This window comes from Phenylobacterium sp. (assembly GCF_028290885.1).
Classification (GTDB): domain Bacteria; phylum Pseudomonadota; class Alphaproteobacteria; order Caulobacterales; family Caulobacteraceae; genus Phenylobacterium.
On record NZ_JAQGIZ010000239.1, the window covers coordinates 1 to 26549 of the forward strand.

The 26549-nt window shown below is 69.2% G+C and carries 28 protein-coding genes and 1 tRNA gene; 17 read left to right on the plus strand and 12 right to left on the minus strand.

Annotated elements, in window-relative coordinates; translation table 11 throughout:
- From kdpA to JWP28_RS15780, 5 genes are all read left to right on the plus strand, one after another.
- On the plus strand, positions 1-1380 hold a 1380-nt coding region (kdpA, locus tag JWP28_RS15760; protein ID WP_299544368.1), incomplete at its 5' end, for a potassium-transporting ATPase subunit KdpA.
- A 21-nt stretch (positions 1381-1401) separates the two neighbouring features.
- Positions 1402-3468, plus strand: a complete 2067-nt coding sequence (gene kdpB / locus JWP28_RS15765; protein WP_299544370.1) for a potassium-transporting ATPase subunit KdpB — start codon at positions 1402-1404, stop codon at positions 3466-3468.
- A gap of 17 nt (positions 3469-3485) precedes the next feature.
- Entirely contained in the window at positions 3486-4079 is a 594-nt protein-coding gene (kdpC, locus tag JWP28_RS15770) for a potassium-transporting ATPase subunit KdpC (RefSeq protein WP_299544372.1), read from the plus strand.
- Positions 4076-6769 (plus strand): sensor histidine kinase KdpD, encoded by a 2694-nt coding sequence (locus JWP28_RS15775; RefSeq protein ID WP_299544374.1) that lies wholly within the window; start codon positions 4076-4078, stop codon positions 6767-6769. Before kdpC ends, JWP28_RS15775 begins: the two co-directional genes overlap by 4 nt.
- A complete protein-coding gene (locus tag JWP28_RS15780) occupies positions 6762-7475 on the plus strand; it encodes a response regulator (protein ID WP_299544376.1) in 714 nt (237 codons plus the stop codon). The genes JWP28_RS15775 and JWP28_RS15780 overlap by 8 nt, the downstream gene beginning before the upstream one ends.
- 132 nt (positions 7476-7607) lie before the next feature.
- On the opposite strand, the gene JWP28_RS15785 is transcribed toward JWP28_RS15780, so the two are convergent.
- Both JWP28_RS15785 and JWP28_RS15790 read right to left on the minus strand, forming a co-directional pair.
- Entirely contained in the window at positions 7608-8402 is a 795-nt protein-coding gene (locus JWP28_RS15785) for a DUF4118 domain-containing protein (RefSeq protein ID WP_299544378.1), read from the minus strand.
- Positions 8403-8651: 249 nt separating this feature from the next.
- Positions 8652-8727 (minus strand) — tRNA-Lys (locus JWP28_RS15790).
- A gap of 113 nt (positions 8728-8840) precedes the next feature.
- On the opposite strand from JWP28_RS15790, the gene JWP28_RS15795 reads away from it, so the two are divergent.
- Positions 8841-9143 (plus strand): Hpt domain-containing protein, encoded by a 303-nt coding sequence (locus JWP28_RS15795; protein ID WP_299544417.1) that lies wholly within the window; start codon positions 8841-8843, stop codon positions 9141-9143.
- Here JWP28_RS15795 and JWP28_RS15800 read toward each other — a convergent pair.
- Both JWP28_RS15800 and gcvA read right to left on the minus strand, forming a co-directional pair.
- A complete protein-coding gene (locus tag JWP28_RS15800; protein WP_299544379.1) occupies positions 9140-9466 on the minus strand; it encodes a chorismate mutase in 327 nt (108 codons plus the stop codon). The genes JWP28_RS15795 and JWP28_RS15800 overlap by 4 nt on opposite strands.
- 14 nt (positions 9467-9480) lie before the next feature.
- A complete protein-coding gene (gene gcvA / locus JWP28_RS15805; RefSeq protein WP_299544380.1) occupies positions 9481-10437 on the minus strand; it encodes a transcriptional regulator GcvA in 957 nt (318 codons plus the stop codon).
- Positions 10438-10608: 171 nt separating this feature from the next.
- Here gcvA and cobA point away from each other — a divergent pair, with 171 nt between their 5' ends.
- The 7 genes from cobA to JWP28_RS15840 all read left to right on the plus strand — a co-directional run bounded on the left by cobA (position 10609) and on the right by JWP28_RS15840 (position 16101).
- Positions 10609-11451 (plus strand): uroporphyrinogen-III C-methyltransferase, encoded by an 843-nt coding sequence (cobA, locus tag JWP28_RS15810; protein WP_299544381.1) that lies wholly within the window; start codon positions 10609-10611, stop codon positions 11449-11451.
- On the plus strand, positions 11448-11807 hold the full coding sequence (locus JWP28_RS15815) for a DUF2849 domain-containing protein (RefSeq protein ID WP_299544383.1): 360 nt from the start codon (positions 11448-11450) through the stop codon (positions 11805-11807). The genes cobA and JWP28_RS15815 overlap by 4 nt, the downstream gene beginning before the upstream one ends.
- Positions 11808-11815: 8 nt before the next feature.
- Positions 11816-13471, plus strand: coding sequence for a nitrite/sulfite reductase (locus tag JWP28_RS15820; RefSeq protein ID WP_299544384.1), 1656 nt, complete (start codon positions 11816-11818; stop codon positions 13469-13471).
- Positions 13455-13955 carry a DUF934 domain-containing protein gene (locus JWP28_RS15825; protein ID WP_299544385.1) on the plus strand — a complete coding sequence of 167 codons (501 nt, stop codon included), beginning with the start codon at positions 13455-13457 and terminating at the stop codon, positions 13953-13955. The genes JWP28_RS15820 and JWP28_RS15825 overlap by 17 nt, the downstream gene beginning before the upstream one ends.
- A complete protein-coding gene (locus tag JWP28_RS15830) occupies positions 13952-14698 on the plus strand; it encodes a phosphoadenylyl-sulfate reductase (RefSeq protein WP_299544387.1) in 747 nt (248 codons plus the stop codon). Before JWP28_RS15825 ends, JWP28_RS15830 begins: the two co-directional genes overlap by 4 nt.
- Before the next feature lie 94 nt (positions 14699-14792).
- Positions 14793-15608, plus strand: a complete 816-nt coding sequence (locus JWP28_RS15835) for a ferredoxin--NADP reductase (RefSeq protein WP_299544390.1) — start codon at positions 14793-14795, stop codon at positions 15606-15608.
- An 88-nt stretch (positions 15609-15696) separates the two neighbouring features.
- Entirely contained in the window at positions 15697-16101 is a 405-nt protein-coding gene (locus JWP28_RS15840; protein WP_299544392.1) for a YciI family protein, read from the plus strand.
- Positions 16102-16110: 9 nt separating this feature from the next.
- Here the strand turns inward: JWP28_RS15840 and JWP28_RS15845 are convergent, their stop codons facing one another.
- The 3 genes from JWP28_RS15845 to JWP28_RS15855 all read right to left on the minus strand — a co-directional run bounded on the left by JWP28_RS15845 (position 16111) and on the right by JWP28_RS15855 (position 19077).
- Positions 16111-17925, minus strand: coding sequence for a DUF885 family protein (locus tag JWP28_RS15845; protein WP_299544393.1), 1815 nt, complete (start codon positions 17923-17925; stop codon positions 16111-16113).
- A gap of 34 nt (positions 17926-17959) precedes the next feature.
- The gene (locus JWP28_RS15850) at positions 17960-18514 is read right to left on the minus strand and encodes an AAA family ATPase (protein ID WP_299544394.1); all 555 of its coding nucleotides are present in this window, start codon (positions 18512-18514) and stop codon (positions 17960-17962) included.
- Between the two features lie 83 nt (positions 18515-18597).
- Positions 18598-19077, minus strand: coding sequence for a 3D domain-containing protein (locus tag JWP28_RS15855; protein WP_299544396.1), 480 nt, complete (start codon positions 19075-19077; stop codon positions 18598-18600).
- A 188-nt stretch (positions 19078-19265) separates the two neighbouring features.
- Between JWP28_RS15855 and JWP28_RS15860 the strand changes: the two genes are divergently transcribed.
- Both JWP28_RS15860 and JWP28_RS15865 read left to right on the plus strand, forming a co-directional pair.
- Complete coding sequence (locus tag JWP28_RS15860; protein WP_299544398.1) at positions 19266-19850, plus strand: glutathione S-transferase family protein; 585 nt, start codon at positions 19266-19268, stop codon at positions 19848-19850.
- A 39-nt stretch (positions 19851-19889) separates the two neighbouring features.
- On the plus strand, positions 19890-20900 hold the full coding sequence (locus JWP28_RS15865; protein ID WP_299544400.1) for a S1/P1 Nuclease: 1011 nt from the start codon (positions 19890-19892) through the stop codon (positions 20898-20900).
- On the opposite strand, the gene JWP28_RS15870 is transcribed toward JWP28_RS15865, so the two are convergent.
- Positions 20885-21373, minus strand: coding sequence for a low affinity iron permease family protein (locus JWP28_RS15870; protein ID WP_299544402.1), 489 nt, complete (start codon positions 21371-21373; stop codon positions 20885-20887). The genes JWP28_RS15865 and JWP28_RS15870 overlap by 16 nt on opposite strands.
- A gap of 69 nt (positions 21374-21442) precedes the next feature.
- Between JWP28_RS15870 and folD the strand changes: the two genes are divergently transcribed.
- Positions 21443-22348 carry a bifunctional methylenetetrahydrofolate dehydrogenase/methenyltetrahydrofolate cyclohydrolase FolD gene (gene folD / locus JWP28_RS15875; protein ID WP_299544404.1) on the plus strand — a complete coding sequence of 302 codons (906 nt, stop codon included), beginning with the start codon at positions 21443-21445 and terminating at the stop codon, positions 22346-22348.
- Here the strand turns inward: folD and JWP28_RS15880 are convergent.
- The 4 genes from JWP28_RS15880 to JWP28_RS15895 are packed head-to-tail and all read right to left on the minus strand — an operon-like array spanning position 22345 to position 25866.
- Positions 22345-22953 (minus strand): ABC-type transport auxiliary lipoprotein family protein, encoded by a 609-nt coding sequence (locus tag JWP28_RS15880; protein ID WP_299544406.1) that lies wholly within the window; start codon positions 22951-22953, stop codon positions 22345-22347. The genes folD and JWP28_RS15880 overlap by 4 nt on opposite strands.
- Complete coding sequence (locus JWP28_RS15885) at positions 22950-23912, minus strand: MlaD family protein (protein WP_299544408.1); 963 nt, start codon at positions 23910-23912, stop codon at positions 22950-22952. The genes JWP28_RS15880 and JWP28_RS15885 overlap by 4 nt, the downstream gene beginning before the upstream one ends.
- The gene (locus JWP28_RS15890; protein ID WP_299544411.1) at positions 23912-24742 is read right to left on the minus strand and encodes an ABC transporter ATP-binding protein; all 831 of its coding nucleotides are present in this window, start codon (positions 24740-24742) and stop codon (positions 23912-23914) included. Before JWP28_RS15890 ends, JWP28_RS15885 begins: the two co-directional genes overlap by 1 nt.
- Positions 24739-25866, minus strand: coding sequence for an MlaE family lipid ABC transporter permease subunit (locus tag JWP28_RS15895; RefSeq protein WP_299544413.1), 1128 nt, complete (start codon positions 25864-25866; stop codon positions 24739-24741). Before JWP28_RS15895 ends, JWP28_RS15890 begins: the two co-directional genes overlap by 4 nt.
- A gap of 270 nt (positions 25867-26136) precedes the next feature.
- Here JWP28_RS15895 and JWP28_RS15900 point away from each other — a divergent pair, with 270 nt between their 5' ends.
- Positions 26137-26454: a hypothetical protein gene (locus tag JWP28_RS15900; RefSeq protein ID WP_299544415.1), complete on the plus strand. Its 318-nt coding sequence runs from the start codon at positions 26137-26139 to the stop codon at positions 26452-26454.
- The last annotated feature ends 95 nt before the right edge of the window (positions 26455-26549 follow it).

The following is a 26549-nucleotide window of genomic DNA, read 5'->3' on the forward strand; positions in this document are numbered from 1 at the left end:
ATCAGCTTCGTCACCAACACCAACTGGCAGTCCTATGTGCCGGAGCAGACGGTCTCGACCTTCTCGCAGATGGCGGGGCTGACGTCGCACAACTTCCTGTCGGCTGCGGCCGGCATCGCGCTCGCCGCCGCCGTCGCCCGCGCCTTCGCCGCCAACCGCGGCGAGGGGCTCGGCAATTTCTGGGTCGATCTGACCCGCATCAGCCTCTACATCCTGCTGCCGATCGCCTTTGTCATCGCCCTGGTCTTCGTGGCGCTGGGCGAGCCGCAGACGCTCTCGGCGCACGCCAACGCCGTTGGCATCGAGGGCGGCAAGCAAGTCATCGCGCTCTTCCCCACCGCCAGCCAGGAGGCGATCAAGCAGCTCGGCACCAACGGCGGCGGCCTCTTCAACGCCAACTCCGCCCACCCGTTCGAGAACCCGAATGCGATCACCAACCTCATCGAAGAGGTGATCATGAATGCGCTGGGCTACGCTTGCGTGGTGGCCTTCGGGATCATCGCCCTGGCGCGCCGCGAAGCCCGCGCCTTGGTGGCCGTGATGGCGACCTTCATCCTGGCGGCGTCGTCCGTCGTCTACTGGTCGGAAACCCAGCCCGCGCCGGCCATGCACGCCGTGCACGCCGCGACCGCCGTCAACATGGAGGGCAAGGAGGTCCGCTTCGGCGCGCCGTCCACGTCCGTGTGGACCGCCTTCACCACCGGCGCCTCCGACGGCGGCGTCAACGCCATGCACGACAGCTACATGCCGCTCGGCGGCGGGGTGGCGATGTTCATGATCCAGCTCGGCGAGATGCTGCCGGGCGGCGTCGGCTCCGGCCTCTACGGCATGGTGGTCATGGCGCTGATCGCGGTCTTCGTGGCCGGCCTGATGGTCGGACGAACGCCGGAGTACCTGGGCAAGAAGATCGAGGCCCGCGAGGTGAAGTTCGCCATGCTGGCGGTGCTGATCCTGCCGCTGGCGATCCTCGGCTTCTCCGCGGCCGCGGCGGTGATCCCCGTGGCCCTGAAGGCGCTGGAGAATTCGGGGCCGCACGGGCTGTCGGAAATCCTCTACGCCTACTCCTCGGCGACCGGGAACAACGGCTCGGCCTTCGCCGGCCTTTCCGCCAACGTTCCTTATTGGAACTCGACCCTGGGCATCGCCATGCTGCTCGGCCGCTTCGCCTACGTCATCCCGGTCCTGGCCATGGCCGGATCGCTGGCGGCCAAGCCGAAGCTCGAGCCCTCCGCCGGCACCCTGCCGACCCACGGCCCGCTGTTCATCAGCCTGCTCATCGGCGTGATCCTGATCATGGGCGGGCTGCAGTTCTTCCCCGCTCAAGCCCTCGGCTCGATCGTCGAGCACTTCCAAGTGCTCGCCGCCGTCGCCGGCCACTGACCTCTCGGAGCCAAGATTCCCATGACCGTCGCTACCGTCCATCTCGGCGAGAAGCGCCGCTCCGCGGTCGCCGCGACCACCCTGTCGTCCAGCGTGCTCTCCCGCGCGATCCGAGATTCCTTCGTGAAGCTCGATCCGCGCAAGCTCGCCCGCAATCCGGTGATCCTGGCCACCGAGGTCGTCGCCGCCCTGGCGACCGTCTCGACGATCTACGACTTCACCACGGGGACGGCTCCGTGGTGGGCGTTCCAGATCGCGCTGTGGCTGTGGTTCACCGTGCTCTTCGCCAACTTCGCCGAGAGCATCGCCGAGGGCCGCGGCAAGGCGGCGGCCGACGCCCTGCGCGCTCAGCGCGTCGACGTGAAGGCCAAGCTGATCACCGATCCCGAGCGCGGCACGATCGCGCCCACGCCGGCCTACAAGCTGAGCGCCGGGAGCATCGTCCTGGTGGAGGCCGGCGACATCGTCCCCTCCGACGGCGAGATCATCGAAGGCGTGGCCTCGGTCAACGAGGCGGCGATCACCGGGGAATCCGCGCCGGTGATCCGCGAGTCCGGCGGCGACCGCTCGGCCGTCACCGGCGGCACCACCGTGGTCTCCGACTGGATCAAGGTGCGCATCACCGCCGAGCCGGGCAACACCTTCCTCGACCGCATGATCGCCATGGTCGAGGGCGCCGAGCGCCGCAAGACGCCCAATGAGCTGGCGCTGACCGTGCTCTTGGCCGGCCTCACCCTGATCTTCCTGATCGCGGTGGCCACCCTGCTGGGGCTCGGCCAGTACTCGGGCGTGAAGCTCGACCCGCTGGTGCTGGGCGCCCTCTTCATCTGCCTGATCCCCACCACCATCGGCGGCCTGCTCTCGGCGATCGGCATCGCCGGCATGGACCGGCTGCTGAAGGTCAATGTGCTGGCCACCTCCGGCCGCGCCGTCGAGGCCTCGGGCGACGTGGACACCCTGCTGCTCGACAAGACCGGCACCATCACCCACGGCAACCGCATGGCGACCGAAGTGATCGCCGCGCCTGGCGTGCGGGCGGAGGCGGCGCTCCACGCGGCCCTGATGGCCTCGCTCGCCGACGAGACGCCGGAGGGCCGCTCGATCGTGGATCTCGCGCTCGAGAAGGGCCTGACGGGCACGCCGCCAAAGGATTCGACGCCGGTGCCGTTCAGCGCCACCACGCGCATCTCCGGTCTCGACGCGGGCAAGGACAGCTGGCGCAAGGGCGCGGTGGACGCGATCCTGCGGACTGTCGGCCTGACTCCCGGCCAGGCGCCTACCGAACTCAACGCGGCCATCGACCGGATCGCGCGCTCCGGCGGCACGCCGCTGGCGATCAGCGAGAACGGCGTGCTGGTGGGCGTCATCCACCTGAAGGACGTGGTCAAGGCCGGGGTCAAGGAACGCTTCGCCGACCTGCGCCGCATGGGCCTGCGGACGGTGATGATCACCGGCGACAATCCGGTCACGGCCGCGGCCATCGCCTCCGAAGCCGGTGTCGACGATTTCCTCGCCGAGGCGACGCCGGAGGACAAGCTGCGGCTGATCCGCGAGGAGCAGGGCAAGGGCCGGCTGGTGGCCATGTGCGGCGACGGCTCCAACGACGCCCCGGCGCTCGCCCAGGCCGATGTCGGTGTGGCCATGCAGACCGGCACCCAGGCCGCCCGCGAGGCCGGCAACATGGTCGACCTGGATAGCGACCCCACCAAGGTCATCGAGATCGTCGAGGTCGGCAAACAGATGCTGATCACCCGCGGCGCGCTGACCACCTTCTCCATCGCCAACGACGTGGCCAAGTACTTCGCCATCATCCCGGCGATCTTCGTGGTCGCGCTGCCGGCTCTGGGCGCGCTCAACGTCATGCATCTGGGCAACCCGCACAGCGCCATCCTGTCGGCGGTGATCTTCAACGCCCTGATCATCATCGCGCTCGTGCCGCTCGCGCTGAAAGGCGTGAAGTACCGCCCGATCGGCGCCTCCAGGCTCCTGCAGCGCAACCTGCTGATCTACGGCCTGGGCGGGGTCATCGCGCCGTTCATCGGGATCAAGATCGTCGATCTGATCGTCACCACCATCGGTCTGGCCTAAGAAAAGGCGTCAAGGACATGCTCTCCGATATCCGTCCCGCCATCGTCTCAACGGTGCTGTTCACGGCCCTGCTGGGCCTCGGCTATCCCCTGGCGATCACCGGCATCGCCAAGGTCGCCTTCCCCTACCAGGCCGAAGGCAGCCTAGTCCGCGACGGCTCCGGCAAGATCGTCGGCTCGGCGCTCATCGCCCAGCCGTTCGCCAAGGACGAGTACCTGCATCCGCGTCCGTCCGCGGCCGGCAGCAACGGCTATGACGCCAGCGGCTCCAGCGGATCGAACTACGGGCCGCTGAACCCCGACCTCGCCAAGCGGATCAAGGGCGACGCCGCGAACCTGCGGGCTTCGACCGGCCATGAGGAGATCCCGGACGACGCGATCACGACGTCCGCATCGGGCCTCGATCCGGACATCTCGCCCGCCTATGCGCTGCTGCAGGCCGACCGCATCGCCAAGGCGCGCGGCGTTTCGCCCGAGCAGGTCCGCAAGATCATCAGCGACCACGTCGGCGCCCCGACCCTCGGGTTCCTGGGCCAGCCGCACGTGAACGTGCTGATGACCAACAGGGCGCTGGACACCGCCGCTCCGAAGAGTACGCCGAAAGCCTCATGAAGCCGGACGAGCCGCGCCGCCCCGATCCCGACGCCCTTCTGGTGGAAGCGGCCAAGGCCGGGCGCGGCCGGCTCAAGGTCTTCCTCGGCATGGCGCCGGGGGTCGGCAAGACCTACGAGATGCTGGCGCAGGCCGCCCGCCGCAGGGCCGATGGCGGCGAGGTGCTGGTCGGCGTCGTGGAGACCCACGGCCGGCGGGAAACCGAGGCCCTGCTGCAGGACCTGGAGGTCCTTTCCCGCAAGCCGATCGAGTACAAGGGCCGAACCCTCCTCGAATTCGACATCGACACGGCCCTGGCGCGCAAGCCGGCGCTGCTGCTGGTCGACGAATACGCCCACTCCAACGCGCCCGGGTCGCGCCATCCCAAGCGCTGGCAGGACGTGGAGGAGCTGCTCTCGGCGGGGGTCAACGTCTGGACGACGCTGAACGTCCAGCATCTCGAAAGCTTGGTGGACCTGGTCTGGAAGATCACCGGGGTCCGGCAGCGCGAGACGGTGCCGGATTCGGCGCTGTCGCGGGCCGACGACATCGAGCTGGTGGACATCACGCCCGACGAGCTCCGCCAACGGCTGAGCGAGGGCAAGGTCTACCTGCCCGAGACCGCCCGCACGGCGGCGACCCATTTCTTCAAGGCCGAGAACCTGACCGCCCTGCGCGAGCTGGCGCTGCGCCGGGTGGCGCAGACCGTCGACGACCAGCTCCTCGCCGCCATGCGCCAGCGCGGCGTCGAGGGCCCCTGGGCGGCCGGAGAACGGATCCTGGTGCTGGTCGCGCCCGACGCCATGGCGCAAAGCCTGGTGCGCGCCGGGCGCCGGCTCTCGGACATGATGATGAATGCGCCGTGGACTGTCGCCTACGTCGAACGCCCCAACCGGCCGTCTCCCGACGCGACGGGCGCCGCCAAGATCAACGTGGCGCTCAAGCTCGCCGAGCAGCTGGGCGGCGCCAATATCGTGCTCACCGGCGACGACCTGATCGGAACGCTGCTGGACTACGCGCGCCAGAACAACGTCACCCAGATCGTGGTCGGCAAGTCGAGCCGCTCGCGCTGGCGCGCGCTGTTCGGTCGGGCGCTGATCCCCGCACTCGCCCAGGAAGTGGCCGGGGCCGCCCTGCACATCATCACCGCGCAGGCCCAGCCGGAGCCGGAGCCGCAGGTCAAGCCGGCGGCACGGCCGCCGCTTGCCGCCTGGCGCGGGCACCTGGCGTCGATCGGCCTGGTGGCCGTCGCGGGCGTGTTCGCCGGCCTGGTGGACCAGTTCTCCCACGGCGCCAACCTGGCCATGATCTTCCTGGTCAGCGTGCTGGTGAGCGGGCTGGCGTTCGGGCTCTGGCCGGCGGTGACCGGCGCAGCCGTCGCCGCCTTCGTCTACAACTTCTTCTTCCTCGAGCCGCGGCTGTCCATCACGATTGGCCATCCAAGCGACCTCTTCACCTTCGTCGTGTTCTTCGGAGTCGCGATGACCACCGGCTGGCTGACCGGCCGCATCCGCGATCAGGCCATGGCGACGTCGCGGCGCGCCACGGCCATCACCGCCCTGCTGGCGGCCAGCCGGCGCCTGTCGGCCGCCGCCTCCCGCGAAGAGGCCGCCCAGGCGCTCGCTGAGCAACTCGCGGCGGCCACCGGCGGGGAGGCGGTCGTCCTGCTTCCGGGCGGAGAGGACGTTGTGCCGGTCGCGGGGGCGCCGAAGATGAAGCCGCTGGGGACCGCCGACGTGGTCGCGGCGCGTTGGGCCTGGGAGCACGGCGAGCCGGCGGGGGCGGACACCGGCACCCTGCCCAACGCCGACTGGACTTACCGGCCGCTACAGGGCGTTCGGGCCCGGTCCGGGGTGGCGGGCTTCGAGGCCAAGGCGGTGCAGGGCGGGGACGGCGAACGGTTCGTCTCGGCGCTGCTCGATCAGGGCGCGGTGGCGCTGGAGCGCGCCGAGTTCGCCGCCGACGCCGCCGATGCGGAGGCGCTGCGCCGGGCGGACAAGCTCCGCTCCGCCCTGCTCAACTCGGTGAGCCATGACCTGCGGACGCCGCTCGCCACCGTGCTCGGATCGGCGACGACGCTCCTGGAGTATCAGGACTCCCTGGACAAGGCCGTGCAACTGGACCTGCTCACGAGCATCCGCGAGGAAGCCGAGCGGCTGAACCGCTATGTCGGAAACCTGCTCGACATGACTAGGCTCGAGGGCGGCGGCCTCAACATCCGCAGCGACTGGGTCGACGTGCGCGACGTGCTGGGCGCGGCCCTGGAGCGGGTTTCGCGCCGGCTCGCGCAGCGCGAGGTCACGCGGGACTTCCCAGCCGAACTGCCGCTGGTGAAGGTGGACTCCGCGCTTCTGGAGCAGGCGCTGGTGAACATCCTGGAGAACGCCATCGCCTACAGTCCTGACGATTCCACGATCGAACTGGCGGCCTACGAGGACCGCAACAATGTGGTGCTGAGCATCGAGGACGAGGGCCGCGGCATTCCCACGGCCGAGCTGGAGCGGGTGTTCGAGCGGTTCCGCCGCATGGAAGAATCCACCGACCGGGGCAAGGGCGCGGGCCTCGGGTTGGCCATCTCGAAAGGCTTCGTCGAGGCCATGGGCGGACGCATCGCCGCCGCCAGTCCGATCCATGAGGGCCGCGGAACCCGCATGCTGATCAGCCTCAAGAAGGAAGCCGTCGGCTCAAGCCAGGTCCCGGCCCATGCATAAGCTTCGGATTCTCGTCGTCGACGACGAGCCGCAGATGCATCGTTTCCTCGGGCCCGCGCTGAACGCGGCCGGCTATGAGCCGATCCGGGCGGAGACCGGCCGGCAGGCGCTGGCCGAGATCGCGCGGCGCCCGCCCGACGCCGTGGTGCTGGACCTGGGGCTCCCCGACATCGACGGGCAGGAGGTGCTGCTGAAGGCCCGCGCCTTCTACGAGGGCCCGATCATCATCCTCTCGGCCCGCGACCGGGAAATGGAGAAGATCGAAGCCCTCGACGCCGGAGCCGACGACTACGTCGAAAAGCCGTTCCGGGTGGGCGAATTGCTGGCCCGCCTGCGGGTCACCATGCGCCGCCAGCTCAGGCAGGCGGACGCGCCGCCGCCCATCGTGCACGCCGGGGACCTGACCATCGATATCCCCCGCCGGCTGGTCACCCGGGCAGGGGAGCCTGTCCACCTGTCGCCGAAGGAATACGAGCTGCTCGTCAAGCTCGCCGGGGCTGACGGCAAGGTGCTGACCCACAAGGATCTGCTCATCTCCCTGTGGGGGCCGGCGCACGTCGAGGACATGCAGTACCTGCGGGTGTTCATCGGCCAGCTTCGCCAGAAGATCGAGCCGGATCCCTCCGCGCCCAGGCTGATCCTCACCCAACCGGGGATCGGCTACCGTTTCATGGCGGACGAGGCGATCCGGCCCGCCGTCCCGTAGGCGGGCGGGCCCTTTCCGGTTCAGGTGCAATCACCTGAACCGGACAAGAAGGGTCTATCTTCAAGAGTTTAGAGCGTGTCGGACGGCGAAAGTGCACACACTTTCAACTGACGCGCTCTGGCCGCCGAGGTCTCAGGACGCGGCTGCGCCCGCAGCCTTTCCCGAGCCGCCAAACGCCGTCGCCAGATAGGCGCCGACGATCTCGACGAAGCGCTCCGGCGCGGCGGGCCGCCCGCGACCCGACCGGGTGAAGTCCACGCCGATCACGCAGCTGAAGGCCTTCGGCGTGGCGACCGGCCAGAAGTCGAACTGCGACCGGTCGAAGGGGTAGGTCTCGGCGCGGACGGGCAGGCGGGTCTCCAGCGCCCCGTTCGCGGCTTCCTCCTCGGCGCTGGTGATCTTGGGGCCGCCGGCGCTCGCCACGGGACGGAGCGCGCCCGCCTCTCCCATGAAGATCACCGACGGCGCCTGGAAAATGCGGTTGAGGGCGCTCGCGGCGGCTTCGAGGATTTCGGACTGCGGCCGCGCCTGGATGACCACGTGCGCCAGGGTCTGCAGCGCCTGCGCCTGCTCTGCGGCCTCGCGCGCCTCAAGGGCGCGGCGGCGGGATTCGGCGGCAAGCGTGCTGACCGCGGCGGCGATCACCAACAGTAGGCCGGCGGCCCAAAGGTCCGATGGGCTCGCGATCCGGAATGAATTGAAGGGCTTGGTGAAGAAGAAGTCGAAAGCAAGGACCCCTGCGACGACCGCGGCGAGCGATGGACCCCAACCGAAAAACGTCGCCGCGGCCACGACCGGAAGGACGAAGATGAGGGTCAGGTTCGGCGCGGAGATCAGGTGCTCGACGATGAATGCAAGCCCTGTGGCCAGGACCACGAACAGCAGAGACGCCCCATACCGCGCCGCAAGCGGCAGTTGCCGGGACAACTCGCTTCGGTCTTCCTGCGGCCCGCTTGCCCGGTCCGGCTCCGGAAAAGCCGCGCGTCCTTGAACTATTGAGTCCGACATCGCCGACTCCAACTTTCCGTGGCCGATGCGTAGCCGGCCGCAACCTACGGCTAGGCGGCATAAAGGATCGATGTGGATTTCCGGCGCCCAATTCACCGCTCTAATCCACGCGCTAGCACGGCGGGCCTCAGCTCATCCGATCTAACCACCTAATTTTCTTGAAGAATTTGGTGGGTGCAGTAGGATTCGAACCTACGACCCGCTGATTAAGAGTCAGCTGCTCTACCAACTGAGCTATGCACCCGCCGTCGCGCCGGGCCAATATCGGGCCCGGCGGCGAGGGCGCGGAAAATACGCGAAAACGCGGCCTTGGCAAGGCAGGCGCCGAAAGGGATTTCAGTGACGGCTAAGGGGCGCATGGGCGCGGTGGATTTCGGCTACCTGGAGAGCTTCACGGCGGGCGACCGCCAGGTGATCTCAGAGGTGCTGGCGCTGTTTCGGCAGCAGGCCGAAGCCTGGGCCGGATCGCTGGACGCCGCCGACGCCGGCTGGCGCGACGTGGTGCATACGATCAAGGGCGCCGCGCGCGGCGTCGGGGCCAACGCGCTGGGCGACGCCTGCGCGGAAGCCGAAGCCGTGGGTCCCTCGGGCTTGCCGGCCGTGCGGGCCGCGCTGGAGGCGGCGGTGGCCGATATCGCGGCCTATCAGGCGCGGACCTAGGCCTTCTCGCGCAGCGTGTCCCAGACGCCGAACTCGTGGGCGATGCAGCGCTCGATCAGCGTCCGCCAGACCGGCTCGGCGATCTCCTCGGAAAGACCGGCCTCCCGGGCCGCGGCCCTGACCTTGGCCACCACGTCCTCGATGCGGGCGTTGTCGCGCACGGCGGCGCGGTCCGGCTTGATCCGCGCGGCGGCGTCCATGTAGCGTTGGCGCTCGGCCAGCACGCTCACCAGCAGGCGGTCGAGGGCGTCCACGCCCTGCCGGACCTCGGTCATCGTCATGCAGTCGGCGGGGGCGGGCCGCGGGTCGGTGGTGAAGCTCATGGACCGTAACTCGTCTAGATGCCGGCGCCGTTGTCGATGGCCAGCAGCGCCTGCTCGTGGGCCTTGGCCTGGGCCTCGATCCAGCTGACGAAGGCCTTCACCTGCGGCAGCCGGCCCTTGGCCTTGGGGTGCACGAGGTAATAGGCGAAGTCGACGGCGGTGGCGATCTGCAGCGGCGCGACCAGCCGGCCGGCCTCTAGGTCGGCCTGGGCCAGCGTCCGTTTGGCCAGCGCCACGCCGCGGCCGTTGACCGCGGCCTCGATCACCAGGCTGGACTGGTTGAACCGCGGGCCGCGCATGGCGTCGATGTTCTTCAGACCCCGCGCCGCCAGCCACATCGACCAGTCGGGGCAGCTGTCGTCGAGGTCCGGCGAGCCGTCGTGCAGCAGGATGTGGTTGGCGAGGTCCGAAGGCGTGCTCAGCGGATGTTCGGCCAGGTGGTCGGGGCTCGCCACCGGGATCACCGTCTCGGAGAACAGGCGGTGCACCTCCAGCGCCGGATAGCGCCCGGCGCCGTAGCGGATCGCCACGTCGACCTCGCCGGCGGCCAGGTCGACCAGTTCGATCGCCGCCGAGAGCCAGACATCGACCTGCGGATGGGCCTGTTCGAACGCGCCCAGCCTCGGCACCAGCCACTTGGCGGCGAAGGAAGGCGGGGCGGTGAGCGTCAGCCGCCGGCCGTCGACGGCGGCGGTGAGCAGGGAGGCCGCCTCCGCCAGCCGGTCGAAGGCTTCGCGCAACGCCGGCAGGGCGGTCTGCGCCGCGTCGGTCAGCAACAGGCCCTTGGGCGTGCGCTTGAACAGCGCCGCGCCCACGTAGTCCTCGAGATTCTGGATCTGCTGGCTGACGGCGCCCGGTGTCACCGAGAGCTCGTCGGCGGCGCGGCTGAAGTTGAGATGGCGGGCGGCGGCCTCGAAGGCGCGCAGGGCGTTCAACGGCGGCAGGCGTCTTCGTTCCGTTGGTCTTTCCATAGAAATCCTGACAGCCGGGGCAGAAGTCCTTGGCTTGCGAATTGGGCGCCCCGCCACCTATTTGCAAGCGTCCGGCGGTGTATCGGCCCTTTTCACCTGTGGACACCGGCGGGACGGGCGCGAGTCCGTCCCGTTCCGCTTTCGGACAGTGAGGCTTTAGAGAAGCTAATCATGGCGCAGCGGCGGACGAGGTCAAGGCGCGCGGGCGGCCTGGTGGTTTTGGGTGGCGGCGAACGCGCCCACGGCAAGACGGCCGGCGCGGTCTGGCTGGTCGGCGCCGGCCCCGGCGACCCCGAACTCATGACCCTCAAGGCGCTGAAAATCCTGCAGAAGGCCGACGTGGTGGTTCACGACGGCCTGGTCACGGACGAGATCCTCGACCTCGCGCCGGCCTCGGCGCGGCGCATCTCAGTCGCCAAGCGCAAGTCGCGCCATTCCTACAGCCAGGACGAGATCAACCGCATGCTCACGGCCTTCGCCCTGGAGGGCCTGGAGGTGGTGCGGCTGAAGGGCGGCGACCCGTTCATCTTCGGCCGCGGCGGCGAGGAGCTGGAGGCCTGCCGCGCGGCCGGCGTCGACTGCCACGTCATCCCCGGCGTCACCGCGGCGCTGGCCGCAGGCGCCGCAGCGGGCGCGCCTTTGACCCATCGCGGCTCCGCCCAGGCCGTGACCTTCGTCACCGGCCATGCCTCCAGCGGCGGCGAGCCGGACCTGGACTGGGAGAGCCTGGCCCGCCCCAACCAGACCGTGGTGATCTACATGGGCCTCTCCATGGCCGCCCCCATCGCCGTGCGCCTGATGGCCGCCGGGCGGGCAGGCTCGACGCCGGCGCTCATCGTCGAGAACGCCAGCCGCGCGGATGAACGCCGCGTCGTGACCACGCTCACGGGCCTGGCCGAGGCCGCCGCCGCGCTGCACGGCCCGGCGCTGCTGATCGTCGGCGAAGCCATGGCGCTGGCCCAGGCCGGTGAGCCCGCGGAACTGGGCGCTATCGTTCGCGAGGCCCGCGCATGAAGGCGCTCACCGCCAACCGGCTGGTCGACGGCGAGGTCGTGTTCTGGCGCAAGGGCCAGTGGGTCGAGCGCTTCGCCGACGCCGACCTGTTCGCCGACGACGATCCCGCCGCCGAGGCCGCCGAGGCGCACGGCAAGAACCAGCCGACTGTGGTCGTGGAACCCTACCTGATAGACCTGACGCAATCCGAGGGCCTGTGGGCGCCGGTGAGCTACCGCGAGCGCATCCGGGCGCTTGGCCCCACCAACCTCAACCACGGCAAGCAGGCCGAGGGCGGCGCGGCCATCGAGGCGCTGCTGCACGCCCATGGCGCGGCCCGCTCCACCGGCCGCATCGACCTGATCAGGCGCAAGTAGAGGGCGCGATGTACCAGTACGACAGCATCGACAAGGACTTCCTGGCCGACCGTAGCGCCGAGTTCCGCGGCCAGGTGACGCGCCGGCTTTCCGGCGAGCTCTCGGAGGACCAGTTCAAGCCGCTCAGGCTGCGCAACGGTCTCTACCTGCAGCTCCACGCCTACATGCTGCGGGTCGCCATCCCCTACGGCTCGCTGAACCCGACTCAGCTGCGCAAGCTCGCCTGGATCGGCCGCACCTATGACAAGGGCTACGGCCACTTCACCACCCGCACCAACCTGCAGTTCCACTGGATCAAGCTGGCCGACGCGCCGGACATCATGGACCACCTGGCGAGCGTCGACATGCACGCCATCCAGACCAGCGGCAACTGCATCCGCAACGTCACCGCCGACCCCTATGCCGGGGCCACGGCCGAGGAGATCGACGACCCGCGGGTCTGGGCCGAGGCGATCCGCCAGTGGTCGACGGTGCACCCGGAATTCTCCTGGCTGCCGCGCAAGTTCAAGATCGCGGTCACGGCGGCGGCCAAGGACCGCACGGCGGCCAAGACCCACGACATCGGCCTGAACCTGAAGCGCGCCCGCGACGGCGTGCTGGGCTTCGAGGTGATGGTCGGCGGCGGCCTGGGGCGCATGCCCTACATCGCCCCCACCATCCGCCAGTTCCTGCCGGCCACGCGCCTCTTCTCGTATCTGGAGGCGATCCTGCGGGTCTACAATCGCCACGGCCGGCGCGACAACATCCACAAGGCGCGGATCAAGGTGCTGGTGGCCACGCTCGGCCGCGATGAGTTCGCAAGCCAGGTCGAGGCCGAGTGGGAGAAGATCGGGGCCGAACCCGACCTGCCCGACACCGAACTCGCCCGCATCCGCGGCGCCTTCGCGCCCAAGACCTTCGAGACCCTGCCGGCGGTGTCGGAAGCCCTCGAGGCGGCGAAGGGCTCGACGCCGGCCTTCGCGCGGTTCGTGCGCAACAATCTGAAACCTCACAAGGTGGCGGGCTACGGCATCGTCGAGGTGTCCCTGAAGGCCATCGGCGAGACGCCCGGCGACGCGAACGCCGACCAGATGGTGGTCATCGCCGACCTCGCGGAACGCTATGGCCAGGGCGTCATCCGCGTCACCCACGAGCAGAACCTGATCCTGCCGCACGTGAAGCTGGACGACGCCCCGACGGTCTGGGCGGCGCTGGCCGAGGCCCGTCTCGCCACGCCGAACATGAACCTGGTCAGCGACATCATCGCCTGCCCGGGGCTTGACTACTGTGCGCTGGCCAACGCGCGGGCTATTTCGGTCGCCCAGCACATCGCCGAGAAGTTCGCCGACCAGGACCGCGCCGAGCGGGTGGGCGAGCTGAAGGTGAAGATCTCGGGCTGCATCAACGCCTGCGGCCACCACCACGTGGGCCACATCGGCATCCTGGGCGTCGATAAGAAGGGCGAGGAGTTCTACCAGCTCACGCTCGGCGGCTCCGGGGCGGAGGACGCCGCGGTCGGCCAGGCCCTGGGCCCGGCGCTGCCCTACGACCGCGTGGCCGACGCCGTGGACACCATCGTCGAGACCTACCTGCGCGAGCGCCAGGACGGCGAGCGCTTCCTCGACACCTTCCGGCGCACCGGCGTCGCCCCCTTCAAGGAGGCGGTCTATGCCGATGCTGATTAAGTCTTCCGGCGGACGGTTCGACCTCATCGAGGATCCGTTCACCCACGTCGGCGACGAGCAGAGCGTGCCGCCCGGCGACGTGATCATCTCGCTGACCCGTTTCCAGTCGGAAGGCGAGGCCCTGCTCTCGGAAAGCCGCGCGGTCGGCGTGCGCCTAGAGAGCCACGAGGAGGTCGAGGCGCTGGCCTACGACCTGCCGCAGCTCTCGGTGGTGGCGCTAGCCTTCCCGAAGTTCGGCGACGGGCGCGCCTATAGCTACGCGCGGCTGTTGCGCGAGCGGTTCGGATTCAAGGGCGAGGTGCGCGCCGTGGGCGACGTGCTTCGCGAGCAGGCGGGCTTCATGGTCCGCTGCGGTTTCGACGCCTTCGAGCCGGCGGACGGCTCGACCGTGGAAGACTGGGAACGGGCCGCCCGGCGCTTCCGTCACGTCTATCAACGCTCGACCGACGGCCGGCCTCCGGCCTTCGTGGAGCGGGGAGGATGAGCTTGGCCTACGACACCACAGACCGCTTCCTGACGCTGGCCGCCAGGCTCGACGCCGAGCTGCGGCACGCGCACCCCCGCACGGTGCTGGAGGCGGCCGTCGAGACCTTCGGCGACAAGCTGGCGCTGGTCTCCTCGTTCGGCGCGGAGTCGGCGGTGCTGCTGCACCTGGCCTCCAAGGTGAAGCCGGATATCCCGGTGCTCTTCCTCGACACCGGCATGCTGTTCGGCCAGACGCTCGACTACCGTCGGCAACTCGCAGCGAAGCTCGGCCTGACCGACGTGCGTGACCTTCGCCCGGCCTACCAGGACCTGGCGACCGCCGATCCGCAGGCCAAGCTCTGGCAGACCGACACCGACGCCTGCTGCCATGTGCGCAAGGTGCTGCCGCTCGATCGGGCGCTGGCCGAGTTCGACGGCTGGGTGACGGGACGCAAGCGCTTCCACGGCGGATCGCGGCTGGCGCTGCCGGTGGTCGAGCAGGCCGACCGTCAGGTGAAGTTCAATCCGTTGGCCAACTGGACCAAGGAAGACCTCGACGCCTATGCGGCGGAGTACGACCTGCCGGCCCATCCGCTGGTGGCGCAGGGCTTCCCGTCGATCGGCTGCTGGCCCTGCACCAATCCCGTCGAGGAGGGCGAGGACGTCCGCGCGGGCCGCTGGGCGGGTTCGGAGAAGACCGAGTGCGGCATCCATGTCGCCCGCGCGCCGGGCGCGATCGAAAACGTTGGCGGCGACATTTGATCCGCGCCCGGCAAGGACCATCTGTCTTTGCGAAGAATTCCAAGGTTGGGCTATTTCCGATGAAAATGGTCCGGAAGAGAGCGTAGACACCTCGATGAATGATCTTTCCATCGCACCAGCGCCCGTGAAGGCGGGCGGCGCCTTCTTCGTCGAGACGGTGACCTGGGTCCAGCACTGGACCGAGAGCCTGTTCTCGTTCCGCACCACGCGCGATCCGGCGCTGCGGTTTTCCAGCGGCCAGTTCGTGATGGTCGGCCTGACCAAGGAAGATGGCAAGCCGCTGGTGCGGGCCTACTCCATCGCCTCGCCGGCCTGGCACGAGGAGCTGGAGTTCTACTCGATCAAGGTCGCCGACGGCCCCCTGACCTCGCGCCTGCAGAAGATCAAGGTCGGCGACGAGGTGCTGGTCGGGCGCAAGCCGACGGGGACACTGGTGCTGGACGGCCTGAAGCCTGGCAAGCGGCTCTACATGCTGGGCACGGGCACCGGCCTCGCCCCCTGGCTGTCGCTGGCCCGCGACCCGGAGGTCTATGAGCGGTTCGACCAGGTGATCGTCACCCACACGGTGCGCAATGTCGCCGACCTCAATTACCGCGAGCTGCTGTCGGGCGCGCTCGCCGAGGACGAGATCCTGGGCGAACTGATCGCGCCGAAGCTGCGCTACTATCCGACCGTCACCCGCGAGCCTTTCCAGACCCAAGGGCGGATCACCGACCTGATCGCCTCGGGCCAGCTGTTCCGCGACCTGGGCAATCCGCCGTTCGACAAGGCGGTCGACCGGGTGATGCTGTGCGGCGGCCCGTCGGTGCTGACCGATCTGAAGCAGCAGTTGCTCGACCTCGGCTACGAGGAAGGCTCCATCTCCAGCCCGGGCGACTTCGTGCTCGAACGGGCTTTCGTCGAAACCTGACCGGCCCCTTGCGCGCTGGCATGTCGGCAGGTTCTCCTTCCAGACGTCCTAGACAGGCGCGCCGATGCGCTGAGAGGGGGAACAACGCATGCTCTACGCCTTCCTGGCCTACCATGAGGAAGAGGTTGTCCAGTCCTGGAGCGACGCGGAAGACGCGGCCCTCATGGGCGAGCTCAACGGGGTGCACCAGCGCCTGACCGAGGAAGGCCGATTAGGGCCCGCCGCTCGCCTGGGCGCGACCGCAACCGCCTTCACCGTGCGGGGCGGGGGCCTGGTCATCGACGGCCCCTTCGCGGAAACCAAAGAACAGCTCCTGGGCTTGTACGTCCTCGATTGCGAAGGCCGTGAACAGGCCGTCGAGGCGGCGCTGGCCCTGAAGACCGCGAACCCCGGCGCGGTCTACGAGGTGCGGCCGATCGTGCTCTATCTGCCCGGCACGGATATCCCGTTCACCGATGCCGGCCTCGAGGCGGTGAGGCCGGTGCGCGCCTGAGGCTCGGCGTCAGGCCGCCTTCCGCGCGCTGATCCAGTCGGCGCCGACCTGGTCCAGGATGTCGAGCGGCACCCGTCCGCAGCTCAGGATCGCGTCGTGGAAGTCCTTGAGGTCGAACTTCGCGCCCAGCGCGGCCTTGGCGCGGGTGCGCAGGTTCACGATGGTGGTGTGACCGAGCTTGTAGCTGCAGGCCTGGCCGGGGGTGGCGCAGTAGCGGTCGACCTCGCGGGTGGCGAAGCCGGGCGCCTCGCCCTCGTTGTCCACGAAGCGGGCGATGGCCTGCTCGCGCGTCCAGCGCATGTGGTGCAGTCCGGTGTCGACCACGCAGCGGTTGGCGCGGAACAGCTGGAACTTCAGATAGCCGATGCGGCCCAGCGGATCGTCGTCGTACATGCCGATCTCGTCGGCCAGTTGCTCGGCATAGAGCGCCCAGCCTTCGCCGTAGCCTGAGAAGCTGGTGTTCTTGCGGATCAGCGGTAGGTCGCGGTTGGAGAGCGCCAGGCCGCCCTCCAACTGGTGGCCCGGCAGGCCCTCGTGGAAGATCGTCGTCGAGAGGCAGAACTTCGGCCACTCGGCGCTGTCGTGCAGGTTGAAGTAGACGATCCCCGGCCGCGAGCCGTCGAGGGCCGCGCCCTGGCTGAAGGCCGACGCCGCGCCGGCCTCGGTCTGCGGCGGCACGCGGCGGACCTCGAACTTGTAAGGCGGCAGGCGGTTGAAGACGGCGGGCAGGCGCGGCCGGATCTCGTCCAGGCGGTGGTTGCAGTAGGCGATGGCCTCCACCTTGCCGGCGTCGGTGTTGGGGAAGAGCTGCTTGGGGTCGGCGTAGAGGTGCTTGATCCGCTCGGCCAGGCTGCCCTGCGTCAGGCCCTGCGCCTTCAGCAGGCGGTCCAGCCGCGCGGAGATCTCGCGCCCCTGGTCGAGGCCGATCTTGTGCACCTCCTCGGGTGACAGGCGCGTGGTCGTGGTGGAGTGCAGGGCCGCCTCGTAAAAGGCCGCGCCGTCCTTGAACCGCCACACCCCGGCGTCGTGGACGGCCTTGGCCCGCAGCTTGCGGGTTTCGGCGAACTGCCGGTCGAGGGCGGGGAGGACCTTCTCGTTGTAGATTCTCGCGGCGTCCTTGCCGTAGCGGTCGCCAAGGCCCTTTTCGGCGGCGCGGCGGCCGATGGAGGTGACCACCAGCGCCTGGTCGGCCGGAACCCGCGTCTTGGTCATCTGCTCGAGGGTGGCGTCCAGCAGGAAGTCGGGCGGGGCCACGCCCAGGCCCGCGTCGTGCAGCATGCGGTCGGTGTCGGCGTTGAGCTGGTCGCCGAAGGCGCTCAGGCGCGAGAGATAGGCGTCGGCGTCCTCGGCCGTGGCGATGGTGTGCTTGGTGTCGAGGAAGTCCGGGACCGACTGGTAGACGCCGGTCAGCTGGCTGACCACGTAGGCCGAGGGGCCAAAGCCCGTGCCGCCGAAGTCGAACCGCGCCAGGTCGGCCTGGGATTTCCGCGTGTAGAGGATGGTGTCGTAGTTCAGCCGGTCGGAGCCGGTGAGCTTCGTGCGGTCGACGGCCAGCAGGCGGCGGAGCTGGTCGGCAGTCTGCGCCTTGGCCGCCGCGCGGCCGGCGGTCGAGCCGTCGCCCAGCCTGGCCTTCAGGGCGGCGTTGGCGCCCTTGTCGAGGCCGAGCTGGGTCGCCGTCTCGGGACGCTGGTTCAGGCCTTCCTGGAAGAACTGGTCGAACAGGGCGGCCAGCGCCGGATCGCCGGCGGCCAGAGCCCGCGGCGTCAAGCCAACCGCGACCGCCGCAGCGCCGGAGGACAGGAGCATGGCGCGGCGGTTCAGCATCGTTTGGTCTTCCAATGACGAGGGAGGCCGGACCCTAGGGCGGACTCAGGTTCGGCGGCAAGGCGTGCTCAAGCACGAAGGCGGCGCGGGCGGCGACGTCGCCCTTCGGGACCACGAGCGGCGCATAGCCGAGGCCCTGGAGCATGCGGATGATCGTCTCGAAGGTCCGCTCGGCCTCGGGCCAGTCCTGCCTGCGCTCCGCGTCGGTTTCATAGATCTCCCGCCACGGCGGAAAGACGAAGACGAGGCGATTGTAGCGGCGGGTCCGCAGCGCCTCGACGATCTCAGGCCAGGGCTCGACCCCGTCGCCGCCGTGGCTGTCCATGATCCCTCGGTCGAAGAAGACTCGACGGGTCTCCTGCGCCATCCGCTCGAAGATGGCGATGTCGCGCCGGGCCGTCAGGCGGGCGTAGGCCCCGCGGTCAATCCAAGGCACGGCGGAGCCGCCGGCGGCGACCTGCTCGCGGATCACCGCGCGGTGCGTCTCCTCGACGACGATCTCGCCCAGGGCCTGCAGATGGCGCAGGAGGGTGGTCTTGCCGACGCCCGGGCCGCCGGTGAAGACGAAGAAATTCGGTTTTTCGATCAAGCTGCTCTCCAGACAAGCAGAGGCGCGCCCGAAGGATTCGGGGGCCGAAGGCAGTCCGGGGAAATTGGTGGCGCGGGCCGAAGCTAGTTCGGCGGGCAGCCCTTGAACTCGCCGACCTTCACCGCGGTGAGGCTCGCGAGGTTCAGCGCCCTGGCGGGACCCATGGAGCGCGCCCCCGAGCCGGTGAACAGGTCGATGCGCGGGCCCTTGATCGCGCCGCCGACGTCAGAGGCGTACCAGTAGCCGTCGTGCGCCGAGCCGTCGGGCATGGTCATGCCGACGGTTTCCTTGATGAACAGCACGCTGCGCCTGGGGATCAGGGTCTTGTCGACGGCGACCGTGCGCATGGCGACGACCTTGCAGCCCAGGGCGTCCAGCGCCCCCACGCCCTTGGCGCCGGCGTGGTAGAGCGTGGCCTTCAGGTTCCAGCCCGGGCCCGAGGGCAGGGCGCCCGTCACGACCGACATGATCAGGTCGCCCACGGGATCGCTGGACGCGGCCTGTGCGTTGGAGCCTAGGAAAAGCAGGGGAACGGTAGCCAGGGCGGCGAGGCGGCGTCGCATGGACGGCGTCTCCTTCGTCGTTGAACTGGTGTGGCCCGAAACCTAGCCGGAGTCCGCCGAGGCGCCAACCCCGCATGGGGTGCGACCCTTGGGCCTGTCAGCATATCTAACAGGTTCCCGTAGACGACTTCGCTTGCGCCCCAAGGCGGATCGCCCTCTATCGCGGCCAGGGTTCATAGGAGGGCAGCATGAAAATCTATGGGGATTCCATCTCCGGAAACTGCCTGAAGGTGAAGTGGGTCGCCGATTCGCTGGGGTTTTCCTACGATTGGATCGAGACCGACATCATGGTCGGCGGGAGCCGCACGGCGCAGTTCCTGGCGATGAATCCGGCCGGCCAGGTGCCGGCTGTGATCCTCGACGACGGCCGCCCGCTGGCGCAATCCAACGCCATCATCCTGTACCTGGCCGAGGGCTCGGCGCTGATCCCGGCGGACGACTATGACCGCGCGAGGATGCTCGAATGGATGTTCTGGGAGCAGTACAGCCACGAGCCCTATGTCGCCGTCGCCCGCTTCCAGGTGCGCTACCAGGGCAAGCCCGTCGCCGACCTTGAGCCGCGGATCGTGGAGCGCGGCCAGGCGGCGCTGCAGCGGTTGGAGGACGGGTTGGCGGACCGCGCCTTCCTGGTGGGCGATAGTCCGAGCCTCGCCGACGTGGCCCTGGTCGCCTACACGCGGGTGGCGGGGGAGGGCGGCTTCGAGCTCGATGACTACCCGCGGGTCAAGGCCTGGGTCGGCCGGGTCGAGCAGGCCCTGAACATCGCCGCCTGACCCCTTGCCTTCCGGCGGGCGAGCCGCCAGAGGGGGGCGATGAAACGCCTTGTGCAGCTTGCCCTCGCCACCGCCCTGATCGCCGCCGTTCCAGGCCTCGCGCTCGCCTGGGGCGCCACCGGCCACCGGATGATCGGCGAGGCCGCCATGCACGCGCTGCCGCCGGAACTACCCGCCTTTCTGCATACCCGGCAGGCGGCGCTCGACGTCGGCGAGCTGTCGCGTGAGCCGGACCGCTCAAAGGGGGCCGGCCGCGCGCGGGACAGCGACTTCGACCCAGGCCACTTCCTCGACCTCGGCGACGACGGGACGGTGTTCGGCGGACCGAAAGTCTCGGCCCTGCCGCCGACGCGGGCGGAGTACGAAGCCGCCCTGCGCGTCGTGGGCCAGGACAGCTGGAAGGCCGGTTACCTGCCTTATTCGATCGTCGAGAGCTGGCAGCAGCTCGTCCTCGACTTCGCCTATTGGCGCGTGCTGACTGCAGCGGAGGCCAACCCCGCATGGGCTGCGCACCGCGACTGGTTCACCGCCGACCGCCGCCGCCGCGAGGCCCACATCCTCGAGACGATCGGCCAACTCTCGCACTACGTCGGCGACGGTAGCCAGCCGCTGCATGTCAGTGTCCACTTCAACGGCTGGGGCGACTTCCCCAATCCCCAGGGCTTCACCGCCGCCAAGATCCACGGACCGTTCGAAGGCGAACTTGTGCACAGCTCGGTCACGCCGGCGGCGCTCGCGGCCCACATGGCGCCGCCGCGCAGCTGCGACTGCTCCATCGAGCAGCGCACGGCCGACCTGCTCGCGGCCACTGCCCGGCAGGTGGTCCCGCTCTACGCGCTGGAGAAGGCCGGCGGCCTGGCGCCCGGCGATCCGCGCGGGCCGGCGTTCGCGACCCTGCAGCTGGCCGTCGGAGCCTCCGAGCTGCGCGACGATATCGCCGAGGCGTGGCGGGTGAGCGCAAGCCGCATGGTGGGCTGGAAGCCGGTCTCCGTGGCCGACGTGGTGGCCGGCAAGACCGATCCCTATCCAGCGCTCTACGCGATAGACTGAGGCTGCTGCTCAGGCGTCTTGCGCGCCGGCGCCTTGGTGCGCCGCGTCGCCTGCTTGCGGGCGGTGCGGACCTCGCTTTTCACGGCCCGGTCGGCGGTGGCCTCGGCGCGCCTCAGCATGTGCGGCCGATGGCGCTCGCACTGCTTGAGGATCTCCTCCAGTTCCTGGTCGGAAAGATGCTCGATGCCGATGAACTCGTTCTTGGCCTTGGACGCCCGGATCAGCTCGTCGAGCTTGGCCTGAACGGCGGCGTTGTCGCGGTTCTGGGTGTTCTGGATCAGGAACACCATCAGGAAGGTGACGATGGTGGTCGAGGTGTTGATCACCAGCTGCCAGGTGTCGGAGTAGTGAAAGATCGGCCCGGTCGTGGCCCAGATCGCCACCAGCAGGCAGCACAGCAGGAAGGCCGATGGGCGGCCGGTCCATGTGGAGACCGCACTCGCAACCCTCGTGAAAGCCTGTCCGAAATTCATCCTGAAGCCCCAGGCGTTTGCGCAGCGAGGCCTGAACGGCTAGTCGGGGCGCCAGTTCCAGGAGACCCCATGGCCGACGCCCCAGCCAAGCTCATCGACGGGAAGGTCTACGCCGAGCGCCTGCGGGCGCAGGTGGCAGCCGAGGTGGCTGAGCTGCGCGCCAACCACGGCCTGCAGCCGGGGCTGGCGGTGGTGCTGGTGGGCGACGACCCGGCGAGCGAGATCTACGTCCGCTCGAAGGGCGAGCACTCGCTGGCGGTGGGCATGCACTCGGTCACCCACCGGCTTCCGGCCGACACCGCCCAGCACGACCTGCTGCGGCTAGTGGGCGAGCTGAACGTCGACCCCCTGATCCACGGCATACTAGTGCAGCTGCCCTTGCCGAAGCACCTCGACGAGAAGGCGGTGCTGGCGGCGATCAATCCGGACAAGGACGTCGACGGCCTGCACGTGGTCAACGCCGGACGGCTGGCCAGCGGGCAGGCGGCGCTGACCCCGTGCACGCCGCTCGGCTGCATGATCCTGCTGCGCGAGACGGTCGGCGACCTTGCGGGCCTGCGCGCCGTGGTGGTCGGCCGCTCGGTGCTGGTGGGCCGGCCGATCGCCCAGCTGCTGCTGCAGGCCGACTGCACGGTGACGATCGCCCACTCGCGCACCCGCGACCTGCCCGCCGTCTGCCGCGAGGCCGATATCCTGGTGGCCGCCGTGGGCCGGCCGCGGATGATCCGCGGCGACTGGATCAAGCCCGGCGCGGCGGTGATCGACGTGGGCATCAATCGCGTGCCCTTCGACGACCCGGTCAAGGCCGCCGCCGGCCGCACCAAGGTGGTGGGCGACGTCAACTTCAAGGAAGCCAGCCAGGTCGCCGGCTGGATCACGCCGGTCCCGGGCGGCGTCGGTCTGATGACCGTGGCCGTGCTGCTGCAGAACACCGTCACCGCCGCCCGGCGGCAGGCGGGGCTCGAACCTGCCTAGGTCGCTGCGGTCTCGGTCCAGGTCACCAGCTTGCCGACCACGTCAGCGACCGCCTTGTTGTAGGCGGCCACGATCTCGCCGACCCGATTGTCGGTGGCGGGAACACGGGCTTCGAAGTCCTCCTCGCCGACGCTGCTCTGGTCGCTCCTGGTGAGCGCCGCATGCAGGCGGACGACGATCGTGGGGGCGGCGTTCGCTCCCTGATCGTAACGCACCTCGAAGCTGCGCACGTCGGTCCGCAGCGCGTAGGCGAACTTGCCCTGCTGGCCGCGCGCGATCAGCCGGACCGGGCTGGCGTCGAAGGCGTTCGCCACCGCCTCGTTGAAGAGGATCTCCGCCGGCGCCACCCAGCGGCTTTGGGCGATATAGGCCGCCCTGCCGCCCGTGACGGTCAGGATGCGGTCGTCCGCCGACTCGCCCTGGAAGCTGCCGTTGGTGCGGAACACCGCGACGGCGTTGGGCCTCGCCGCGGTGGGCGCCGCAGCCGGCGCCGCCCCGAACCGGTAGAGCTGGGCGGGCTTGCTCTTCGGGAGCAGCGAGATACAGCCGCTCAGGGCCAGGGCGCAGGCCCCGATCGCGGCCAGACGGAGAAGGGGACGGATCATGGCTTCACCTTCACTTCCTCGGCGGCGGGCTTGCCGAGGGCGCCCGTGGGGCTTCGCTGGATCTCGTTGACGAGCCGCTGGAGGGACTGCGCCGCCGATTGCAGTTCGACGATGGCGGCCGTGATCTGGGGCAGGCCGTTGTTGGCGAAATCGGCGGTCGGGCCCTGCAGCTTGTCGACCATCGAGCGCAGGTCCTTGGCGGCGCCCTTGGCCTCGTCGGCGGCGTCGGCGATGTTCTTGACGCCGCGGCGGCCGTCGGTGTCGACGATGTTCTGCGTGGACTGCAGCACCCCGTCGGCGTGCTGGGTGGCGGTGTCGAGGTCCTGGATCAGCTTCTGGGCGTCGGCGATCACCGCCTTGCGCTCACGGAATTCGCCGGTCACGGCCTGCGCGTCGGAGAGCGCCGCGCCGAAGGTCTTGATGTTCTGGTCGGAGAGCACGCGGTTGACCCGGTCCAGGGCCTCGATGGTGCGCGTCAGCACCGTGCCGCCGCCCTCCAGCAGGTCGGAGAGCGCGCTTCGCTGGCTCCTGAGGATCGGGATGCAGGGGCTGACGCCGCGGGCCTCGCACCTGGCCTTCTCGACCACCTTCAGCAGGGGCTTGGACGGCGTGCCGGCGGTGATCTGCACATAGTTCACCCCGGTGATGCCTTGTGGCTCCAGGGTCGCGTAGGAATCGATGCGGATCGGCACGTCGGAGGTCACCCGCGCACGCGCGATCACCCGGCTGGGGTTGGTCCGGTCGAGCGCGATCTTGGTGACCTCGCCGACCTTGATGCCGTTGAAGTGCACCTCGCCGCCCTGGTTCAGGCCGCGGACCGGACCGTCGAAGACGATGTCGTAGAGGTCGTACTCCTGAGAGAAGGAAATCCTCGCCAGCCAGACCACGAAGATCACCAGGCCGACGAACAGGATCAGCGAGGAAAGGCCCACCAGGGCGTAGTTGGCGTTCTTTTCCATCAAGCCTCCGTCTTCGTCTTCGCCTTGGCCGCGGCTCTGCCGCGCGGACCCAGGAAATACTCGCGGATCCAGGGATGGTCCGCATGCTCGAGCTCTCGCACCGGCGCGATGGCGACCACCTTCTTGTCGGCGATGACCGCAACCCGGTCGGTGATCTCATAGAGGGTGTCGAGGTCGTGGGTGATCATGAAAACCGTCAGGTCGAGGCTGTCGTGCAGGTCCTTGATCAGCTCGTCGAAGGCCGCCGCGCTGATCGGGTCCAGGCCTGCCGTGGGCTCGTCGAGGAACAGCAGTTCGGGGTCGAGCGCCAGGGCGCGGGCGAGGCCGGCGCGCTTGCGCATGCCGCCGGAGAGCTCGGAGGGCTTCAGGTCGCCGGTCTCCGGGCCAAGGCCCACCAGGGCGATCTTCAGGTCCGAGAGCTCGTAGATCTCCTGGCGCGGGAGCTGGGTGTGCTCGAACATCGGCGCCGCCACGTTCTCGCGAACCGTGAGGTTCGAGAACAGCGCCCCTTGCTGGAACAACACCCCCCAGCGCCGCTCGATGGCCGACCACTTCCGGCGAGAGGCGTGCTCGATGTCCTGGCCGAACACCTTGACCACGCCCGCCTGCGGCGTGCGCAGGCCGATGATGGTGTTGAGCAGCACCGACTTGCCGGCGCCCGATCCGCCCACCACGCCCAGCACCTCGCCGCGCTCGCAGGTGAGGTCGAGGCCGTCGTGCACGACATTGTCGCCGAACACCGAGCGCAGGCCGCGCACCTCCACCACCGGGCCCTCTGAGTCGAGCAGTTCGTCGTCGGACAGTTGGGTCTCGTCCACGGTCTCGGTCATATGTTCAGCTTCATGAACATCAGCGCGAAGGCCGCGTCGATCATGATGATCGCGAAGATGGCGTGCACCACCGCCGCGGTCACCCGCCGGCCCAGCGATTCCACGTCGCCGCCGACCTCCAGGCCCTGGCGGCAGCCGATGCCGGCGATGACCATGGCCATGACCGGGGCCTTCGACATGCCGACCCAGAAATGGACGGCGCCCACGTTGTCGACGATCCGCTGAAGGAAGAAGGTGGGGCCGAGGCTGAGCGCCGTCCAGACCACCACCAGGCCGCCGAACAGGCCGGCCAGGGTCGCCACGAAGGTCAGGAGCGGGATGGTCAGCAGCAGCGCCAGGAAGCGCGGCAGCACCAGCGCCTCGAACGGGTCGACGCCCATCACCTGCATGGCGTCGATCTCCTGGTTCATCTTCATCGAGCCGAGTTCGGCGGCGAAGCTGGACGCCGAACGGCCGGCCAGCAGCACGGCGGTGATGATGATGTTGAACTCGCGCAGCACCGCGATGCCGATCAACTCGACGGCGAACACCTCGGCCCCGAACTGGCGCAGCATGTTGGCGCCCAGGAGGCCCACCACGGCGCCGATGAAGAACGAGGTCACCGCCACGATCGGGATGGCGTCGAGGCCGGCGCGCTCGGCGAGCGAGAAGATGGCCGCCCAGCGGATCCGCTTGGGATTGGTGAACAGGTAAACCGCGGTGCGCGCCACCACCACCAGCAGGTGACCGAGGAAGGCCAGGGTGTCGACCCACTCGTAGCCGACGTTCATCACCCCCTTGCCGATGCGCACGGTGAGCTCGTGGAAGCCGCGGGGCGGCTGGACCTTCACCGTCTGCGCATGGACGGCGTGGCCCACCAGCTCGAGCAGCCGTTCGCTTTCCGGCCGCGCCAGCACCGTCTTCAGGTCGAAGTCGTGGCCCAGGGCGCGGACCAGGCCGTAGGCGCCGGCGGTGTCGAGCCGGCGGACCTTGCGGATGTCGGCCACGACATCGCCGTGCCCCGTCAGCGCCTCGGCGAGCCGCGCCGGCGCGTCACCCAGGTTGTTGGCCGTCCAGTCGCCGGAAAGCACGACGGTTGGCCGCTCGCCTGCGGCTTGGACGCTGAACTCGGCCGGCTTCTCCACAGTCTTCGCGGGCTCCGATGTCGGGGCGACCGACTTTCGAGTCGCGCTCCCCGGGGGAATATGACCCTAACAGAGGCGGCGCAGGGCCCGAACGTCTTACGGCGCAGGCTGTTCCGCTTGCGGCCAACTTGCGGCCTATATGAGGCCATCCTGAGAAGAAAGGTCGCCATGGCCAAGCTAGGTCTATTTTTGGTCAAGCCTGGGGCACAGCATGAGTCGCGGCCCGGCGGAGGGGCCGAAGATCGCGTCGCCCTGGGGTGGAGAGTTTCGTTGACCCGACAATATGAGCTCGCCGGCAAATCCGGCGCCCGTTACCGCTACACACCTCTGGAGGAGGCGCGCTTCCTGCCGCCGGCGGGGGCCAATTTCGTGATCGCCAAGATGAGCAAGGAGGGTCCGACGGTGGTCTACGCCGGCGAGACCGACAACCTGGCCAACCAGACCTGGCGCGAGGCGCTGGACAAGGCTCGCGAGGCCTATGGGGAGGCCGCGATCCTCACCCGGCTCAACGTCACCCGCGCGGTCCGCGAGGCCGAGCGAACCGATCTCATCGAGCAGCACCAGCCGCCGATGAACGCCGGGGCCTGAGCCCCTAGTGTGCTTTCTTGGATTTGAAGTTCGCCTCATTCACGGGCCACGCGCCGAGCGAACTTCAAATCCAAGAAGCACACTAGAAACATATA